The sequence below is a fragment of the Bordetella tumbae genome, from assembly GCF_965139195.1.
Classification (GTDB): domain Bacteria; phylum Pseudomonadota; class Gammaproteobacteria; order Burkholderiales; family Burkholderiaceae_B; genus Bordetella_A; species Bordetella_A tumbae.
Genome location: NZ_CBCSJH010000041.1, coordinates 19,167 through 36,169, shown reverse-complemented (window position 1 = coordinate 36,169; position 17,003 = coordinate 19,167). Strand labels below are relative to the sequence as shown.

The window sequence follows — 17,003 nt, the reverse complement described above, 5'->3', positions numbered from 1 at the left end:
GACGATCGTCTTTTAACCAGCGCGGTCTCTCAACTCGGGCGCGCCCATTGCCCCTGCACAGTGCGCGCAGCAGAACATTTTTCCCTCTTTTTCAAGGCCGTGCCCAATAATTCGGACGCCACAATGTTCGCAGGTGGGAGCGAGCGTTTTAATGGCGCATTCAAAGCTATCAAACGTATATGACTTTCCCTGGATAGCTATTTCAAAAGATTTGTCATATTCATTTCCACACGAATCACATTTCGCCATATCGGCCTCCTCGATTAAGTCGTACTGAATGAGCAAAATTTGCTGTCCGGCTGATGACGGGTAGTCAGCGCGCGCGTCGTTCCGGCTTTATTGGTGCTGCGCCCAGACGCTGGCCCCTGGGTGATCCATTAACGGGGCGGATAAGGCGAGGCACGCAGCATAGTCGCCAAATGGGCGCAGTTGAGCGCCAGCTCCCTCGTCGCTTGAGCCGTCTTTTCAGGCGTAGCAGGCAACTGGTCAAAATTCGTTTTTTGCATGGCTTCGCCGACCCAATAGGTCACAGCACCGGCCGGTAATGTAAAGCCCACGTCATTCAACGCCTGAAACAGTTCGGCGCTGACATGGTGTGCGCCGTCCTCGTTGCCGACCACCGCAACCCCGGCCACCCGGCCGTAAGTGACCATGCGCCCGGCGTCATCCAGCTCGCCTAGGAACGCGTCCATACGCTCCAGAATGCGCTGGCATACGCTGGAAGGATGGCCCAGCCAGATGGGCGTTCCCAGTATCAGAATGTCGGCGGCCAGGATTCGCCGCCGCAGGTCCGGCCATTGGTCGCCGGCGCCCTCGTCCGACGTCACGCCGGGTGAAATGGCCAAGTCGACTGCGCGCACCATTTCATCACATTGAACACCCTGCGTGCGAAGCGCCTCAGCGACTTGGCCAAGCAGCTTTTCACATGATGAGGCGGCAGGGGATTTTTTGAGTGTGCAATTAATCGCGATCGCTGAAAGAGCCATGACGTGCCCTCCGTGAGACAGACGCTTTCATTGCGCAAGGAGCATGCCTGCAGGGGGAGCCGGTGGTAACGCGCCGCGTGGCCCGCGCAGACATCGGATCGATCTATCCAAGCCGCTTAACGAATCGCCGACAACCTCGCAATGATTACAAGCGCTGCAAGTCCAGCAACACGCGTCGGGTGGACAAAGGACGGCCGACTAAATTAGCGGCCAAGCGCTCACGGAGATCTCGTCGTAATGCAGGCTCAATCGCCGGATCATCGAAATCCGGCGCGGCCTCGTCGATGCCATAGCCGGTTTCACTGAGCAAGGTCCATTCAAAGCGCCGCAACGCACCGGCTGCCCGCGTCCCACCGGCCAATTGTTGCAATGCCGTGTCGTAGGCATCAAACAAGGCAGGATGCGCATCCTCACGCGGCAGCAAGCGCAACAGCAGCTCGTTCATGTACCAGGCGGACATGAGTGCCGTGCCTTTCAACGGCCTCAGGCCGACGACCTCGGCACGAGTCAAGGTTTTGACTTCGCCCGCACCGCTCCACGACAACAACAGTGGTTGAAACGCGGACAACACCGGCCGCAACACCGAATAGGGTCGCTTTGCCCCTTTGGCGACCAGGGCCACACAGCCGTGATCGCGGGAGAAACTCTGGACGATCAGAGAGGTTTCGCGCCACGGCGTGGCGTGGAGCATAAAGGCGGGGCAATCCTGGACGCGATGCGCCCTTTTACTCATAGCCTAAGTCGCGCAACGCACTTTCACGGTCGGACCAGCCCTTGCGCACCTTGATATAGACCTCGAGATGCACGGGCTTGTCGACCAGCTTGGCGATGTCTTGGCGTGCCTCGGTCGCGATGCGTTTCATGTGCTCGCCGCCGGCACCCAGCAAGATAGGCCGATGGCTCTCGCGTTCGACCACCACGCAGGCCGCCACACGCAGCGCCTGATCGTTTTCTTCCCATTGTTCGATGACGACGGTGCACGCGTAGGGCAACTCATCGCCGACCAGGCGGAAGATCTTTTCGCGGAGCAATTCGGCCGCGATGAAACGCACGGGCCGGTCGGTGAGCGTGTCTTCCTCGAACATGGGCTCGCCCTCGGGCAAGCGCACCGCGATTTCCTGCAGCAACTGATCGAGTTGCTGCGACTTGAGCGCGCTGACCGGCACCACCGCATCATAGGGATGCAGGGCCACGATCTTGGAGACGAAGGCAAACAGGTCATCGCGCCGCTTGATCGCGTCGATTTTGCTCACGACCAGGATGGTGCGCTTGGCATCGGGCAACAATGGCAGCAGCTTGGCATCGCCGTCGGTCCATTTGCCAGCCTCGACCACATGCACCACGACGTCCACGTCAGCCAGTGCCTGCGTCACGACGCGATTCATCATGCGGTTCATGGCACCGCCATGGCGCGTCTGAAAACCGGGGGTATCGACAAAAACGAATTGCTCGTGCTCGCGCGTGAGCACGCCGTGAATACGGTGACGTGTCGTCTGCGCCTTGCGCGAGACGATGGAGATTTTCGAGCCGATCAAGGCATTGGTCAGGGTGGACTTGCCCACGTTGGGGCGGCCCACCACGGCCACGAAACCGGTTCGGAAAGGGGTATCGCTCATTTGACCTCTTGAGCCACTGCCACGGGCAGTGACAATTGCGCTGTTTTACGGGCTTTGCCCGATTTACGGGCGGGGCGTCCTGGCGGACTCGCGACCTGGGCGGCCTCCAGGGCCAGCTTGGCGGCTGATTGTTCGGCAGCACGCCGGCTGGCACCAGGAGCTACGATCTTGATCTCCAGGGCCGGGATGGAACACTCGACCTCGAATTGCTGGCTGTGCGCCGCACCATGCGTCGCGACAACCGTATAGAGCGGCAGGGCCAGTTTCCGGCCCTGCAGGAACTCTTGCAGCAGGGTTTTGGCGTCTTTGCCCAGGGTTTTGGGATCCACGCTGGCCAACACCGGCTGATACTGCCGTGCGATGACCTTGCGAGCCACCTCAAAACCGCCGTCCAAAAAAGCTGCGCCAAAAATGGCCTCGACCGCGTCAGCCAGAATGGACGGACGGCGAAAGCCGCCGCTCTTGAGCTCGCCCTCGCCCAAACGCAGATACTGGGACAGCTCGAGACGCTGGCCGATCTCGGCCAGTGAGGCTTGCTTGACCAAATTGGCGCGCAAACGTGACAAATCGCCCTCGTCCAGCTTCGGAAACCGCTCGAACAGCAGTGCCGCCACGACAAAATTCAACACCGAGTCCCCGAGAAACTCCAGTCGCTCGTTGTGCCGTGCGCTATGGCTGCGATGCGTCAGCGCCTGCTCAAGCAGGCCCGCATCGCCGAAGCGATGATCGAGGCGGGTTTCCAGCGTGGCGAGAGACATGTCAGTGAAAGCTGCCGATACGGCCTAGGTCGCTGAAGTTCATCCAGATAAAGAATGCCTTTCCGACGATATTGGCATCCGGGACAAACCCCCAGTAACGGCTATCGGCGCTGTTATCCCGGTTGTCGCCCATGGCGAAATATTGCCCTTCCGGCACCTTGCAGCGTACTCCATTACGGGCGTACTGGCAGTTACCCATGTTGGGAAACTGCCAAATTGGGCCGTACATCTGTGTTTTACCCTCATCCAGCAGGATCTGGTGCTCAACGTTGCCCAATTTTTCCTTGTATTGGGCAATATACGACACCCGGTCCGGCTCGAAATACTCACCGTCCTGGGCATGAGGCACCAATTGGCCATTGATGTAGAGTTTTTTGTCCAGATAGGCGACCTCGTCACCCGGCAAACCAACGATACGCTTGATGTAGTCCACGCTGGGATCCACGGGATAGCGAAAAACGACCACATCCCCGCGCTGGGGCGAGCCGGTATCGACGACTTTTTTGTCAACGATAGGCAGACGCACGCCGTAGCTGAACTTGTTCACCAGGATCAAATCGCCCGATTGCAGCGTCGGCAGCATGGAACCCGACGGAATGCGAAATGGTTCGACCACAAAAGAACGCAGTACGAACACGAACAAAATGACGGGAAAGAAGCTGACGGCATACTCGATCCACCATGGCACACGGGTCGCCGACTCGAGCGCGGCCTGGCGCATGCGAGTGGCTTCCTGGGGATCCGTCACATAACTGGTATCGACGGCGTCGGCGGCCTCCCGGCCGCGTTGCGCACGTTTGCGACGCAGCATCGACACGTCCAGCGCCCAAACAATACCGGTCACCACCAACAGCACAAAAAGTATCAGTGCAAAATTCCAACTCATAGGGTTGCCGCCTTTTTCTTACTACTTGTCTTCGACCTGCAAAATAGCCAGGAACGCCTCTTGGGGGATTTCCACGCTACCCACTTGCTTCATACGCTTTTTGCCCGCTTTCTGCTTTTCAAGCAGTTTTTTCTTGCGGGTGATGTCGCCGCCGTAGCACTTGGCCAGCACGTTCTTGCGCAAGGCCTTGACGTTTTCGCGGGCAATCACCTCTGCGCCGATGGCCGCCTGAATCGCGACATCGAACATCTGGCGAGGGATCAGGCCACGCATTCGCGTCACGACGTCACGCGCCCGATAGCGCGCATTGGCCCGGTGCACAATCATGGCCAGGGCATCGACACGATCACCGTTGATGAGCAGATCGACCTTGACCACGTCTGCCGAGCGGTATTCGAGGAACTCGTAATCCATCGACGCATAGCCGCGCGACACGGACTTCAGTTTGTCGAAGAAGTCGAGCACGATCTCAGCCAAGGGGATCTCGTACGTCAAGTGGACCTGACGCCCGTGGTAGCTCATGTTGATCTGCGCGCCGCGTTTTTGATTACACAGCGTCATGACCGGCCCCACGTATTCCTGGGGCATGAACAGAGTCACTTTAACGACCGGCTCGCGAATATCGACGATATGGCCGACTTCCGGCATGCGCGCCGGGCTGTCGATCACGGCCAGAGTGCCATCGCGCTGCTCGACCTCGTACACCACCGACGGCGCGGTGGTGATGATGTCCATATCGAACTCGCGCTCCAGGCGCTCTTGCACGATTTCCATGTGCAACAGGCCCAAAAAGCCACAGCGGAAACCAAAGCCCAGCGCCTGAGAGACCTCGGGTTCGAACATCAGCGCGGCATCGTTGAGCTTGAGCTTTTCGAGCGAGTCGCGCAGTTGATCATATTCAGAGCTTTCGACCGGGTACAAGCCAGCAAACACCTGCGGCTTGACCTCTTTGAAGCCAGGCAGCGGCGCAGGCGCGGGCTTGCCGGCGAGCGTGATGGTATCGCCGACTTTGGCATTGGCGAGCTCTTTGATGCCCGCGATGATAAAGCCCACCTCGCCTGCCGATAGCTTGGTGCGGGGTTGGGACTTGGGGGTAAACACCCCTAATTGCTCACACAAATGCGTGGCGCCGGACGCCATCAGCAGGATTTTGTCTTTGGGATTGAGCGTACCGTTGACGATGCGCACCAGCATCACGACGCCTACGTAGTTGTCGAACCAGGAGTCGATGATCAGCGCCTGCAACGGGGCGTCCGGATCGCCGACAGGAGGCGGCACACGCGCCACGACAGTCTCGAGAATCTCGTCGATCCCCATCCCGGTCTTGGCGCTGGCCAAGACAGCCTGACTGGCATCGATGCCGATCACATCCTCGACCTCTTGACGAGCGGCATCGGGATCCGCCTGCGGCAGATCCATTTTGTTGAGCACAGGCAGGACTTCGACGCCCAGTTCGATCGCGGTATAGCAGTTGGCGACGGTTTGCGCCTCGACGCCCTGCGAGGCATCAACGACCAGCAATGCACCCTCGCAGGCTGACAGCGAACGGCTGACTTCGTACGAAAAATCGACGTGGCCCGGGGTGTCGATCAGGTTCAGGTTGTAGACCTTTCCGTCCTGGGCATGGTATTCCAGCGCGGCGGTCTGGGCTTTGATGGTGATGCCCCGCTCGCGTTCGATGTCCATCGAATCCAGCACCTGAGCGGACATCTCGCGCGCTGCCAGCCCGCCGCAACGTTGGATCAGGCGATCGGCCAGGGTCGATTTGCCGTGATCGATGTGGGCGATGATGGAAAAATTGCGAATATGCTGCATAGAGTGGATTTATTAGGGACAAAACGCACGCAAACCCGGTGCGCGACAGAGACACAAAACGCAAGCCATACACGACTGCGGTCACCATACCGAGCCCCGATGTCACTCGGGTCACGAGAAAAGAACCAGCCAAAAACGAGGGGGCGCATCGCGCCCCCTGCTGTGCCGTCTAGCCGCTCCCGGGGTTTGTACTCCCCCTATGGGAGCAACAAGCCTGAGGAAACGGCGTGACGGCCATTTTTGTGGCAACCAGGCATTTTAGCCGGTCTTGGCGTTTATTTGGACGGCTCGACCGCCACCCACTGCGCTTGGTCGCCACGACGGACCAATAAACCAGCCGCTTTACCCTTGGGCAGCTTGCTGACCAGGCTGTTGAACTGATTCGCATCCGTCACATCGGTGTTATTGACCGCCAGGACGATATCCCCGGGCTGCAGGCCGGCAGCGTCCGCCGCGCCGGTCGCCGTGCGCACTTGAACGCCGCCTTTGATGCCCAGTTTGCGCTGAACATCATTGGGAACATTCACCACGCCCAATCCCAGGGCATTGCCGGCCGGCTGGGCCTCTTCCTGAGGGGCTGCCTCGGAATCATCGGCCTTGGCGGTGAGCTCGCCCACTTTGACCGACAGCGTCACGGTTTTGCCACGGCGCCAGACTTCCATGTCGGCACGAGTGCCCGGCTTGGTTTCCCCGACGATACGAGGCAAATCGGACCAGCGTTTGATGGTTTCGCCGTTGAACGAGGTAATCACGTCGCCCGCCTTGACGCCGGCATCCCCAGCGGGGCCGTCGGCCTCGACATTGCTGACCAGGGCGCCTTCGGCCTTGGGCAGGCCAATGGCGCTGGCAACGTCCTTGCCAACCTCACCGATCTGTACGCCGATACGGCCGCGAGTCACCTTGCCGCTGGCACGCAGTTGGTCGGCAACGCGCATGGCCTCATCAATCGGAATGGCCAGGGAAATACCCATGAAACCGCCGCTACGCGAGACGATCTGCGAGTTGATCCCAACGACCTCGCCTTTCAGGTTGATCAGCGGGCCACCCGAGTTGCCGGGGTTGACCGCCACATCGGTCTGAATGAAAGGCAGGTATTCACCCGTATCGCGGCTCATGGCGCTGACGATGCCCGCCGTAGCGGTGGAGTCCAGGCCAAATGGCGAGCCGATTGCGAGCACCCACTGGCCCTTTTTGAGCTGTTTGGGGTCGCCGATCGACAGCGGAGTCATATCCTTGGCCTCGATCTTGATCAGCGCCACGTCGGTGCGCTCGTCTGTTCCGATGACCTTGGCCTTGAACTCGCGCCCGTCGGTCAGCGTGACATAGATATCAGCCGCGTCGCTGACAACGTGATTGTTGGTCAGGATGTAGCCATCAGCCGAGATAAAGAACCCTGAACCGACACCACGGGGGACTTTACGCTCTTCGGGTGCCTGGCGGGGCGTAGGATGCGGTTGCTGCGGGACGCCCGGACCTTGGAAATCCGGACCGAAGAACCAGCGGAATAATTCGTAGGGGTCGCCGCTGCCGCCTGGAGAGCGCACCGGCACGTTCGCCGTCGTGCGGATATTGACCACGGCAGGATCGGCTTTGGCAATGACGTCGCTGAAATCAGGCAGCACTACCGCGGGACTGGCCGCGGCGGGTGCTTGCGTCTGTGCTTGTGCAACAGGCCCGTAGGCGCCGGCCAGCAAGACGGCTGACATGACTGCAGGGGCAAAGCGCCGGATAAAAGGTTTCGACACTGAAAGTGATTCCATGAGAGAACTCCGAAAACTCCCCATACCTTTTGCAGGCTTTATTGTTATTGAGAAGATACAGGCACGTATTCAGTAGAAGTAGCAAGCTGCTCCAGCGTCTCGGCGGGGACCTCGCCCAGCGCCGTCAGCCAGAAATCAGCGATGCGTGTGCTATAGATATTGATCGCACCGCGCCGCACCGCCCCATTGGACATGGGGTGGTCGCGTTGATCATCATAGGGCTCGATAAAGACGGAAATGGCAGCCAGGCCATCAGAGAGCACGAGCTGGCTGACATTGCTGCGCCCCATCGAACGTACGACCTGCATGACCGAGACAAAGCCGGCCGGGGCAGGAATACGCCATCCTTGGGCAGCCAGATCGATGGTTTCGATTTTGGGCTGCAGGACTTTCCAGTCTCGCGTGTTCCACGGCGACGTCAACTCGTTTGCATCGACCTTGTCGCCCAAACGGATGGAACTGAACGAGACCTGCTCGACCACGCTCTGGTCGCTGTCTACCGTCTGCGCGCGGAGCAATAAATTAGTGGCCACATCTGCGCACAGCCGATAGCCGTAGCGCTGCCCGTCGCGCGGCTGAATCGTGATGATCCGGCATTGGCGGTCCGCAACACGGTGCAGCTTGTCTTGCACCCGAATGTCGTAATGTTGCGCCAACTCGGTCGGATTACCCAACAGCAAGCCCGGGAAGCGGTCACCGCGGCGCGGCTCCATCAACACGGTCTTGCGCTCGGGAATAAGACATTGAATTTCGTCGTTGTGGCGCAGGTATTCGCGGGGCTGGCCATCGAGGATTTCCAGACGCTCACGTTCACCGGTACCGTCGATCACATGAACAAGCCGGGACGACTGAATGGCCTCGCCCTGCTGGTACATGAATACGCCGGCGTAGTCTTGCTTGCGTGCAGCCTGCTGAATATCGTAGAGCAGTTGTACTGCCGCTTCGGGCGCTGCAGCCCCGGCGGCGCGGGCAGTGTCATGCAGCGACGAAAACGCAACCAGAAAAACGGCCGTCAACGCCCACCCTGCCCCTTGTATCGGCCTGCGGATCAAGCCAGCACGATGCCATGCGGGGCGACAGAAATGTTGTAACTGCGCGATCAACGTCCGGCTCCGGCATCAAACGACACCTGGCGTACCGCACTGGGCCCCGCCATTTGGCGATGAGCCTCGAGGTAGTCCCGTAGCGCTGGGGTTTCGTTGACGGACGCGTCCGCCAACGTACGAGTCTCGGCCGGACGGCTGCTGCCGCCCATGATGTACGGCTGGGCGACCCATGCCACCGTCGCGACGGCAGCGGCAACAGCCAGACTGGATAATCCGAAACGCAACGGAGAGCGGCGTCGCTGCGGTGCAACAATAGGAAGCTCGGCATCCAGCGCACGTGACAGACGTGCATGAAAATTTGCACTGGGGCTGACGGCCAGATCGGCATTGCGCAAGGCATCGCCTATCAAATGATAGGTGTCCCAGGTTCGGCGGCCTTGCTCAGTGGAAAGGTCGGGGAAATTGAAATCGGATGGCTCACCGTCCATCCAGGCCGACACCGACTCCTCGAGGGAAACTTCGGTCTCTACCACTGATTTTGCTGTTGACTGCATGACTGCCGCTCCTTACCAACGACGCTCGGCATCGGTGTCCAGCAACGGACGCAACCGGGTGGCGATGGCTTCGCGCGCACGAAAAATGCGCGAACGTACCGTGCCAATGGGGCAGTCCATGCTTTGGGCGATGTCTTCGTAACTCATACCTTCGATTTCACGCAGCACGATAGCGGTCCGGAGCTCTTCGGGCAAATCCTCGATGACGGCGTTCACTGTCTCGGCGATTTCCCGGCTAGCCACCATGGATTCCGGTGTGCTGATATCGGTTAGGTTGTCTGTTTCGTTAAAAGTTTCACCGTCTTCGGTTTCAATTGCATTTGGCGCGCTGGGACGACGCCCGGCAGAGGCCAGCCAATTGCGGGCCGTATTGACGGCAATGCGGTAAAGCCAGGTATAAAAGGCGCTCTCGCCGCGAAATTGGGGCAGCGCCCGGTAGGCCTTGATAAAGGCTTCCTGAGCGACGTCTTCGATTTCGGCGGGATCACGGATCATGCGGCCCAGTAGCCGCAGGATTTTGCGCTGGTATTTGAGCACCAGCAGGTCAAAGGCTTTTTTGTCGCCCCGTTGTACGCGGGCGACTAATTCGGCGTCGACATCGCGCTCGCTCATGATGCCCCCTGTCCGGGTGACGCTTGCAGGCGCTGGGCGGCCCCAGCCAGCAGGCAAAGCCGACGCCAGACGGCTGCGGGAACGCCCGGTTGCCAGATGGACACGCGATAGAGGGTACGAGGGCCGGCAGCAGACGCATCGGCCTGCAGACGCAGGCTCAGCCAACACGGGCCGCGATGGCCGTCTTGCAAGACGGCGTGAACCCAGTGCCGCCCCTGGCGGATCTGCCAGCGGCGGCTGCCCGCAACCGCGCGGATTGCGCGCACGGCCGCGTGACGCGTCGCGCGCACCGGAACGCACAGCGTCCGCAGGCCGGGTTCCCAGAGGACGGTCAAATTAAACCCGGCGAACGGCCATGGAGCCGTTGGTGCCGCCAAAACCAAAGGAATTGGAAAGCCCCACGTCGATCTTCATGTCCCGTGCCTCGTTGGCGCAGTAATCCAGGTCACACTCGGGATCCTGGTTGAAGATATTGATGGTGGGAGGCGATTTCTGGTGGTACACCGCGAGCGTCGTGAACACGGCCTCGATACCGCCGGCGGCCCCGAGCAAGTGACCCGTCATCGATTTGGTGGAATTCACCACCAGCTTTTTGGCGTGATCACCAAAGGCCAGTTTCAGCGCATCGGATTCGTTTTTGTCGCCCAGCGGCGTCGAGGTGCCATGGGCGTTGACGTAATCCACCTCGTCGAGGTTGATGCCGCCATTACGCAAGGCGTTGACCACGCCACGGCGCGGACCGTCCTTGTCGGGGGCGGTGATGTGATGCGCATCCGAGCTCATCCCGTAGCCCGCAAACTCGCCGTAAATACGAGCGCCACGCTTTTTGGCGTGCTCGTATTCCTCGAGAACCAGGACGCCAGCGCCCTCGCCCAGCACGAAACCATCGCGATCGCGGTCCCAGGGACGTGACGCCGTCGTCGGATCGTCGTTACGGGTCGACAGGGCACGCATGGCAGCAAAACCGCCGATACCCAGGGGCGATACGGTGGACTCGGCACCGCCTGCCAGCATGACGTCGGCATCGCCGTATTCGATCAAGCGCGCAGCATCACCGATGCAGTGCAAACCCGTCGTACATGCGGACACCACGGCATAGCTCGGGCCTTTCATGCCGAATCGAATCGACAACTGGCCTGAAATCAGGTTGATCAGGGAGCCAGGCACGAAAAAGGGGGAAATACGCCGCGGACCTTTAGCGAGCAGCTCGGTCTGCGTTTCTTCGATACGGGGAAGACCGCCAATGCCGGACCCCACGATCACACCAATGCGGTCGGCATTGGCTTCGGTAACGTCCAACCCGCTGTCTTGCCAGGCCTGGATGCCCGCAGCCATGCCGTAATGGATGAAAGTATCCATCTGGCGGGCTTCTTTGACGGGCATGTACTGCGTGACGTCGAAATCCTTGACCTCACCGGCGATATGCGTGGTGATGGCAGAAGGATCGAAACGGGAGATGCGGCTGATGCCAGAACGTCCGTTGACGATATTGTCCCAGGCGCTGGAGATATCGTTGCCCACGGGCGAGATGATACCCAGGCCGGTAATGACGACTCGTCGCTTCACGGAGGACTCCTAAAAGACAAAAGAAAGGCGGCTTTCGGATGCGCCGTGCGAACGGCAGACATGCAAGAGCATCGTAACAATACTCTCGCATGCGAACCGCACGACACCTCTGAAACCGCCCCGACTCCCGATCGCCACCCCTGTGTGGGATAACGCCGGGAACAATATAGGCTGCGCTTACTGCTTACCGTGCGAATTGATGTAATCAATCGCCTGCTGCACGGTGGTGATCTTTTCGGCCTCTTCGTCGGGGATCTCGGTCTCGAATTCGTCTTCGAGCGCCATGACCAGTTCAACCATGTCGAGCGAATCGGCACCGAGGTCGTCAAGGAAGGAGGACTCGTTTTTGATCTCGGCTTCGTTAACGCCAAGTTGTTCAGCGACGATCTTCTTGACGCGCTGTTCGATGCTTTCCATGCAGATCTCCAAGTGGGAAAAATCCCGCGAATTATAGCCAAGCGTAGAGGAATGCAAACGCCTGGCCGTGATAAAAGTAACTGTACGCCCTGAGACGCACCCCAAAATCGCCCTTTTTCAGGCCGACTTTACATGTACATTCCGCCGTTTACGTGCAGCGTTGTTCCCGTAATGTAACCTGCCTGCGGGCCGGACAAAAAGGCCACGGCATGAGCAATGTCCGTCGGCGAGCCTAAACGGCCCAGCGGAATCTGCTGCAACAGTGCCGCCGTCTGGGTTTCACCCAGAGCGCGAGTCATGTCCGTATCGATGAAGCCGGGCGCCACGCAATTGACGGTCACGTTGCGGCTGCCGAGCTCGCGCGCCAATGCACGCGACATCCCGGCGACGCCGGCCTTGGCCGCCGCGTAGTTGGCCTGACCGGGGTTGCCGCTGGAGCCAACCACCGAGGTCACATTGATGATGCGGCCCCAACGGGCCTTCATCATGCCACGCAATACGGCACGGGACAGGCGGAACACCGAAGCCAGGTTGGTATCGATCACCGCAGACCACTCCTCGTCCTTCATCCGCATGGCGAGGTTGTCGCGCGTAATGCCGGCGTTATTGACCAGGATGTGGGGGCCACCCTCGGGAGCCTTGCTCAAGGTGTCGATCAGCGCATCACAAGCCTGCGCGTCGGTGACATCCAGCACGACACCGCGCCCGCCCAGAGGAGCAAGCGCTTCGCCGATCGCTTGCGCGCCAGACTCGCTGGTGGCCGTGCCGACAACGATGGCGCCGCGCTGTGCGAGCTCTAGGGCAATGGCCTTGCCGATGCCACGTGTGGCGCCGGTGACCAATGCCACCTTGCCTTGCAATTCTGCTGATTGTTTATCCATATCCGTTTCCGTAATGACTGGCGATTGGTGCGCAGAACGGCCTCAGGCCTGTCCTAACGTCGCCAGAGCGGCCTCGAGAGAAGCCGGATCGGTGATTGAAAGCCCGATGAGCTCACTGTCGATACGCTTGGTCAAGCCTGCCAGGACCTTGCCGGGACCGCATTCGACAACGTGGGTCACGCCTTGGGCCTTCATGGCGCGCAAGGTTTCTACCCAGCGCACAGGATGCCATGCCTGACGCACCAGTGCGTCCCGGATAGCGTCCGGCTCGGCAGGTGCTGCAACATCGACGTTATTGATGACAGGCACCTGAGGTGCCAGTACGGAGGCTTGCGCCAACGCGCCGGCCAGCACATCGGCAGCGGGCTTGAGCAAGCTGGAGTGAAATGGCGCCGATACAGACAAGGGCAAGGCGCGCTTGGCGCCTGCGGCCTTGGCCGCCTCGCAGGCACGCTCGACGGCGGCCTTGTGGCCGGCGATCACGACTTGCGCGGGCGCGTTGAAATTCACAGCCTCGACGACTTCGCCCTGAGCGGCCTGGGCACAAGCTGCACGCACGACATCGTCATCCAGTCCCAGGATCGCTGCCATGCCTCCCGTGCCAACGGGCACAGCGGCTTGCATCGCATCGGCCCGCACACGCACCAGGCGCACGGCTTCCTCGAGAGTCAACACACCGGCAGCCATCAAGGCGGCATATTCGCCCAGACTGTGGCCAGCCATCAGCGCCGGCAGCGGGCCGCCGGCAGCACGCCAGGCGGCGAATACGGCAACGCCTGCCGTCAACATGGCGGGCTGGGTATTGGTAGTGAGATTGAGCTGATCCGCAGGGCCTTGCGCGATCAAGGCGCCGAGATCCTGGCCGAGCGCCTGATCCGCGCGGGCAATGACATCGGCCACGGCAGCGTTACCGGCCCAGACATCGAGCATGCCAACCGACTGCGAACCCTGGCCTGGAAAGACAAACGCGATTTTCATGATGGAAGTATCAACTGATTTCAGATTTGGGAGAATACCCGACATCGGGCGATCACTGAGGTTGCCACCGCCCTCGCGGCGCTGGCAACGCCTGAACGTGCCGCACTACATGCGCGCCAGCACCGAGCCCCAGGTAAAACCGCCTCCCACGCCCTGCATCAACACCAGTTGGCCCGGTTTGACCCGCCCATCTCGGCGCGCAGCGTCCAGTGCCAACGGGACACTGGCAGCAGAGGTATTGGCATGGGAATCGACCGTAATCACGACTTTTTCAGTCGGAACGTGCAATTTACGGGCCAGGAAATTCAAAATGCGGACATTCGCCTGATGAGGAATGAGCCAATCGACGTCTGATACGTCCACGCCCGCCTCTGCACACACGTCCCGCGCGGAGCGATCAAGCACCGTCACGGCCTGCTTGAACACAGCCTGACCGTCCATGCGCAGGAATGGATCTCCCACGACGTTGCCATAGGCGACGTTACCCGCGGCGCACAGGATTTTGGTTTGTGAGCCGTCCGCATGCAGCTGGGCCGCCAGGATACCGGGCTGGTCCGAGGCCTTGAGGACCACTGCCCCTGCCCCATCACCGAACAATACGCAGGTACCGCGGTCGTTCCAGTCAAGGATGCTGGAAAACACCTCGGCGCCAATCACGAGCGCGCAGCGTGCCCGCCCGGCCCGCATAAAGGCATCGGCCGTACTGAGCGCATAGACGAATCCGCTGCAAACGGCCTGCACATCAAATGCGGCCCCGCCTTTGGCGCCCAGATTTGCCTGAACCAGACAGGCGGTGCTGGGGAAGACGAAGTCCGGCGTCGAGGTCGCAACGATGATCAGATCGACATCCGCTGCCTGGACTCCGGCATCTGCCAACGCGCGCTTGGCGGCCTCGGTTGCCAACTGGCTGGTGGTCACCCCACGCTCGGCTAAGTGACGTTGGCGTATCCCTGTCCGCTCGACGATCCACTCGTCGGACGTGGAAATATTACGCGTAGCCAGCTCGGCAGCCAGCTCATCATTGGACACGACCCGCTCGGGCAGAAAACTGCCAGAGCCCGCGATCACGGCATATGTCATTGCATTACCCATCAGACGGTATCCCCGGCCGTTTCGGACGCGCCGGAGGCTGCTTCGCCCATCTGAACGCGCTGAGTGATCAGCGCCACGGTCTGGGCGGTACGTTCTTGCAGTTTACTCACCACGGCCTCGCGTGCACGCTGCAGGGCGAACCCATAAGCATACACATCAGCCGAGCCGTGGCTTTTGATCACCACGCCACGCAAGCCCAACAACGCAGCGCCGTTGTAACGGCGATTGTCGACGCGGCCGCGCAGGCGATTGAGTACGGGTTTGGCGATGGCGCCGGCCAGCAACGTGACCAAATTGCGCTTGAATTCCTCGCGGATCACGCTGGAGAGCATTTTTGCCAGCCCCTCAACGGACTTGAGCACGACATTGCCAACGAAACCGTCGCATACCACTACATCGACGGTACCCTTGAAAATATCGTTGCCCTCGACGTTCCCGTAGAAGTTCAGCGGGCTGCGCCGCAAGAGCTCGGCAGCCTCTTTGACGACCTCGTTGCCCTTGATGACTTCTTCGCCGATATTGAGCAAACCCACCGACGGGTTGTCCCGATGATCGACAGCCTGGGTCAACGCCGCACCCATGATCGCAAACTGCAACAGATGTTGCGCCGAGCAATCGACGTTGGCCCCCAGATCGAGCACAGTGGTGGCCCGGCCGGTCTGGTTGGGAATGGACGTGGCAATCGCTGGACGATCGATGCCATCCAGGGTCTTTAGCACGTAGCGCGAGATCGCCATCCATGCGCCGGTATTGCCTGCCGACACGCAAGCGTCGGCACGCCCGTCCTTGACGGCCTGAGCCGCCAGGCGCATGGAGGAATCTTTTTTACGGCGAAGCGCGACCTCGACCGGATCGTCCATCGTGACGACCTCGGTCGCGGGAACGATTTCCAGACGATCGCGGGGGGCGGCCTTGTGTTCGTTCAAGGCCGCTTCGATAGCGTCAGGCAGCCCGACCAGCAATAGCTTGGAATCGGGAAACTGCCGGGCGAACTCGATCGCGGCCGGAATCGTAACGGGCAGACCGAAGTCGCCGCCCATGCAGTCAATGGCGATACGTATCACAGGTGCAGTACAGCTGCTGCCGTGAGTGCGAAAGCGCTTTTACAGCGACTTATTCGTCAGCTTTGGTCTTGAGAACCTTGCGGCCACGATAAAAGCCGTTGGGGCTGATGTGGTGACGCAGATGGTTTTCGCCAGTGGTGGGCTCGATCGCGGTCGGCGGGTTGACCAGAAAATCGTGCGAGCGATGCATGCCACGCTTGGACGGGGACTTTTTGTTTTGTTGAACAGCCATGATGACTCCTAGAAACGGGGCGCATTGTACGCGATGCACGCCCGATGTTGACCTAATCTTTACGCTTTAATTGTTCGAGCACCGCGAACGGCGACGGACGCTGGGTGGCGGGCGCCTGCTGCGCGTCGCCGTCTTTGGCCTGTGCGCCCGGGCATACAGGATGCTTGGGCACATATGGAATACTCAAAATGAGCTCGTCTTCGACCTGGGCCAACAGATCAAAACGATGCGAACCCACGACCTTTTCGGGTAGCGAATCTGCAACATCCGGGTCTTGCGCATCAAAGGACAGATCGTCGTCGAGCTCGTCCTCGGACTTGACCAACTGCAATACTGCCTGGGAATCTACTGCAAAAGCAAACGGGGCATTGCACCGCTGACAAATCAGCACGGGGTGCGCCTGCACACGCAAGTGCAAGAGCGGCTGACCAGACGCAAAGCCCGTCCCAACCACACCCTTGCCGATTTCGCCCTGGACTGACCAGCGGACTAATCCCGCCTCGCCACCCGGCTGCTCGGGCAACCCCTCGACAGCCCGGGCCAAGCGTACCAGTGGTATCTCGCCCTGAACAAAATCGCCTTGCCTGGCCAGCGCAAACGCGTCGATCACAGCATCCGCGGACACGGACGCGCGCGGCGATGCCGCTCCTGCCCGTTGATTGTCACTCATGCGAACTCCGTAACCCTATCGTTTAGCTGTACTGCACGCATCGAAAAACATATTCTCGCGACGCGAGCGC

At 60.3% G+C, this 17,003-nt stretch carries 19 protein-coding genes; all 19 read right to left on the bottom strand.

The features are described from left to right. Nucleotides 1–377: 377 nt before the first annotated feature. Nucleotides 378–986: a flavodoxin family protein gene (locus tag ACNA0J_RS25875; protein WP_415821766.1), complete on the bottom strand. Its 609-nt coding sequence runs from the start codon at nt 984–986 to the stop codon at nt 378–380. Nucleotides 987–1,131: 145 nt separating this feature from the next. Next, a complete protein-coding gene (recO, locus tag ACNA0J_RS25870; RefSeq protein ID WP_094820240.1) occupies nt 1,132–1,719 on the bottom strand; it encodes a DNA repair protein RecO in 588 nt (195 codons plus the stop codon). Next, nucleotides 1,712–2,602 carry a GTPase Era gene (era, locus tag ACNA0J_RS25865; RefSeq protein WP_415821765.1) on the bottom strand — a complete coding sequence of 297 codons (891 nt, stop codon included), beginning with the start codon at nt 2,600–2,602 and terminating at the stop codon, nt 1,712–1,714. The genes recO and era overlap by 8 nt, the downstream gene beginning before the upstream one ends. Beyond that, entirely contained in the window at nt 2,599–3,360 is a 762-nt protein-coding gene (gene rnc / locus ACNA0J_RS25860; protein ID WP_415821764.1) for a ribonuclease III, read from the bottom strand. The genes era and rnc overlap by 4 nt, the downstream gene beginning before the upstream one ends. Nucleotide 3,361: 1 nt before the next feature. Then, on the bottom strand, nt 3,362–4,246 hold the full coding sequence (lepB, locus tag ACNA0J_RS25855) for a signal peptidase I (protein ID WP_415821763.1): 885 nt from the start codon (nt 4,244–4,246) through the stop codon (nt 3,362–3,364). Nucleotides 4,247–4,267: 21 nt separating this feature from the next. Next, nucleotides 4,268–6,061 carry a translation elongation factor 4 gene (gene lepA / locus ACNA0J_RS25850; protein WP_415821762.1) on the bottom strand — a complete coding sequence of 598 codons (1,794 nt, stop codon included), beginning with the start codon at nt 6,059–6,061 and terminating at the stop codon, nt 4,268–4,270. A gap of 275 nt (nt 6,062–6,336) precedes the next feature. Next, nucleotides 6,337–7,821 (bottom strand): DegQ family serine endoprotease, encoded by a 1,485-nt coding sequence (locus tag ACNA0J_RS25845; protein WP_415821761.1) that lies wholly within the window; start codon nt 7,819–7,821, stop codon nt 6,337–6,339. Between the two features lie 44 nt (nt 7,822–7,865). Then, a complete protein-coding gene (locus ACNA0J_RS25840) occupies nt 7,866–8,921 on the bottom strand; it encodes a MucB/RseB C-terminal domain-containing protein (RefSeq protein WP_415821776.1) in 1,056 nt (351 codons plus the stop codon). Continuing rightward, nucleotides 8,921–9,421 carry a sigma-E factor negative regulatory protein gene (locus ACNA0J_RS25835; RefSeq protein WP_415821760.1) on the bottom strand — a complete coding sequence of 167 codons (501 nt, stop codon included), beginning with the start codon at nt 9,419–9,421 and terminating at the stop codon, nt 8,921–8,923. Before ACNA0J_RS25835 ends, ACNA0J_RS25840 begins: the two co-directional genes overlap by 1 nt. A 12-nt stretch (nt 9,422–9,433) precedes the next feature. Beyond that, nucleotides 9,434–10,033 (bottom strand): RNA polymerase sigma factor RpoE, encoded by a 600-nt coding sequence (rpoE, locus tag ACNA0J_RS25830; RefSeq protein WP_094820233.1) that lies wholly within the window; start codon nt 10,031–10,033, stop codon nt 9,434–9,436. After that, on the bottom strand, nt 10,030–10,368 hold the full coding sequence (locus tag ACNA0J_RS25825; protein ID WP_415821759.1) for a hypothetical protein: 339 nt from the start codon (nt 10,366–10,368) through the stop codon (nt 10,030–10,032). The genes rpoE and ACNA0J_RS25825 overlap by 4 nt, the downstream gene beginning before the upstream one ends. Before the next feature lies 1 nt (nt 10,369). Continuing rightward, a complete protein-coding gene (fabF, locus tag ACNA0J_RS25820; RefSeq protein WP_415821758.1) occupies nt 10,370–11,599 on the bottom strand; it encodes a beta-ketoacyl-ACP synthase II in 1,230 nt (409 codons plus the stop codon). A 177-nt stretch (nt 11,600–11,776) separates the two neighbouring features. Next, nucleotides 11,777–12,016, bottom strand: coding sequence for an acyl carrier protein (gene acpP, locus ACNA0J_RS25815; RefSeq protein ID WP_003813816.1), 240 nt, complete (start codon nt 12,014–12,016; stop codon nt 11,777–11,779). Between the two features lie 128 nt (nt 12,017–12,144). After that, nucleotides 12,145–12,897 (bottom strand): 3-oxoacyl-ACP reductase FabG, encoded by a 753-nt coding sequence (gene fabG, locus ACNA0J_RS25810; RefSeq protein ID WP_415808653.1) that lies wholly within the window; start codon nt 12,895–12,897, stop codon nt 12,145–12,147. Nucleotides 12,898–12,939: 42 nt separating this feature from the next. After that, on the bottom strand, nt 12,940–13,875 hold the full coding sequence (fabD, locus tag ACNA0J_RS25805; protein WP_415821757.1) for an ACP S-malonyltransferase: 936 nt from the start codon (nt 13,873–13,875) through the stop codon (nt 12,940–12,942). Between the two features lie 105 nt (nt 13,876–13,980). Beyond that, on the bottom strand, nt 13,981–14,967 hold the full coding sequence (locus ACNA0J_RS25800) for a beta-ketoacyl-ACP synthase III (protein ID WP_415821756.1): 987 nt from the start codon (nt 14,965–14,967) through the stop codon (nt 13,981–13,983). Further along, nucleotides 14,967–16,031: a phosphate acyltransferase PlsX gene (plsX, locus tag ACNA0J_RS25795; RefSeq protein ID WP_415821755.1), complete on the bottom strand. Its 1,065-nt coding sequence runs from the start codon at nt 16,029–16,031 to the stop codon at nt 14,967–14,969. The genes ACNA0J_RS25800 and plsX overlap by 1 nt, the downstream gene beginning before the upstream one ends. Nucleotides 16,032–16,080: 49 nt before the next feature. Further along, on the bottom strand, nt 16,081–16,263 hold the full coding sequence (rpmF, locus tag ACNA0J_RS25790; protein WP_094820226.1) for a 50S ribosomal protein L32: 183 nt from the start codon (nt 16,261–16,263) through the stop codon (nt 16,081–16,083). Nucleotides 16,264–16,315: 52 nt separating this feature from the next. Beyond that, entirely contained in the window at nt 16,316–16,933 is a 618-nt protein-coding gene (locus tag ACNA0J_RS25785) for a YceD family protein (RefSeq protein WP_415821754.1), read from the bottom strand. Between the last annotated feature and the right edge of the window lie 70 nt (nt 16,934–17,003).

Coding starts and splice junctions, on each gene's coding strand:
- acpP (WP_003813816.1), bottom strand. CDS start 12,016: ATGGAAAGCATCGAACAGCGCGTCAAGAAGATCGTCGCTGAACAACTT.
- ACNA0J_RS25835 (WP_415821760.1), bottom strand. CDS start 9,421: ATGCAGTCAACAGCAAAATCAGTGGTAGAGACCGAAGTTTCCCTCGAG.
- lepA (WP_415821762.1), bottom strand. CDS start 6,061: ATGCAGCATATTCGCAATTTTTCCATCATCGCCCACATCGATCACGGC.
- ACNA0J_RS25875 (WP_415821766.1), bottom strand. CDS start 986: ATGGCTCTTTCAGCGATCGCGATTAATTGCACACTCAAAAAATCCCCT.
- rnc (WP_415821764.1), bottom strand. CDS start 3,360: ATGTCTCTCGCCACGCTGGAAACCCGCCTCGATCATCGCTTCGGCGAT.
- recO (WP_094820240.1), bottom strand. CDS start 1,719: ATGAGTAAAAGGGCGCATCGCGTCCAGGATTGCCCCGCCTTTATGCTC.
- fabG (WP_415808653.1), bottom strand. CDS start 12,897: ATGGATAAACAATCAGCAGAATTGCAAGGCAAGGTGGCATTGGTCACC.
- ACNA0J_RS25800 (WP_415821756.1), bottom strand. CDS start 14,967: ATGGGTAATGCAATGACATATGCCGTGATCGCGGGCTCTGGCAGTTTT.
- rpmF (WP_094820226.1), bottom strand. CDS start 16,263: ATGGCTGTTCAACAAAACAAAAAGTCCCCGTCCAAGCGTGGCATGCAT.
- fabD (WP_415821757.1), bottom strand. CDS start 13,875: ATGAAAATCGCGTTTGTCTTTCCAGGCCAGGGTTCGCAGTCGGTTGGC.
- lepB (WP_415821763.1), bottom strand. CDS start 4,246: ATGAGTTGGAATTTTGCACTGATACTTTTTGTGCTGTTGGTGGTGACC.
- era (WP_415821765.1), bottom strand. CDS start 2,602: ATGAGCGATACCCCTTTCCGAACCGGTTTCGTGGCCGTGGTGGGCCGC.
- ACNA0J_RS25785 (WP_415821754.1), bottom strand. CDS start 16,933: ATGAGTGACAATCAACGGGCAGGAGCGGCATCGCCGCGCGCGTCCGTG.
- ACNA0J_RS25845 (WP_415821761.1), bottom strand. CDS start 7,821: ATGGAATCACTTTCAGTGTCGAAACCTTTTATCCGGCGCTTTGCCCCT.
- rpoE (WP_094820233.1), bottom strand. CDS start 10,033: ATGAGCGAGCGCGATGTCGACGCCGAATTAGTCGCCCGCGTACAACGG.